The organism is Pseudomonas sp. SIMBA_068 (genome assembly GCF_046534705.1).
GTDB lineage: Bacteria > Pseudomonadota > Gammaproteobacteria > Pseudomonadales > Pseudomonadaceae > Aquipseudomonas > Aquipseudomonas putida.
Window position 1 is genome coordinate 1 of record NZ_JAWRYI010000679.1, and the last position, 266, is coordinate 266.

Consider the following 266-nt stretch of genomic DNA (forward strand, 5'->3'; position numbering starts at 1 on the left):
GGCGCCAGCGGGCCAAAGGTCTCTTCCTTGGCGACGGCGGCGTCTTTCGGCACATCGACCAGAATGGTCGGCTCGAAGAAGTTGCCTTCCATCACCTTGCCACCGGCCAGCAGCTTGGCGCCTTTGCCGAGGGCATCGGCAATGTGCTCCTGGACCTTGGCCACGGCTTTTTCGTCAATCAACGGACCGGTGGTGGTGCCCTCTTCGAGACCGTTACCGATCTTGAGCTTGGTCACCGCTACCTTGAGTTTTTCCGCAAACGCGTC

The 266-nt window shown here is 60.5% G+C and carries 1 protein-coding gene; it reads right to left on the bottom strand.

Going from position 1 to position 266, the window contains the following annotated elements; translation table 11 throughout:
* On the bottom strand, nt 1-266 hold a 266-nt coding region (locus SB756_RS30960; RefSeq protein WP_410913354.1), incomplete at both ends, for an aldehyde dehydrogenase family protein.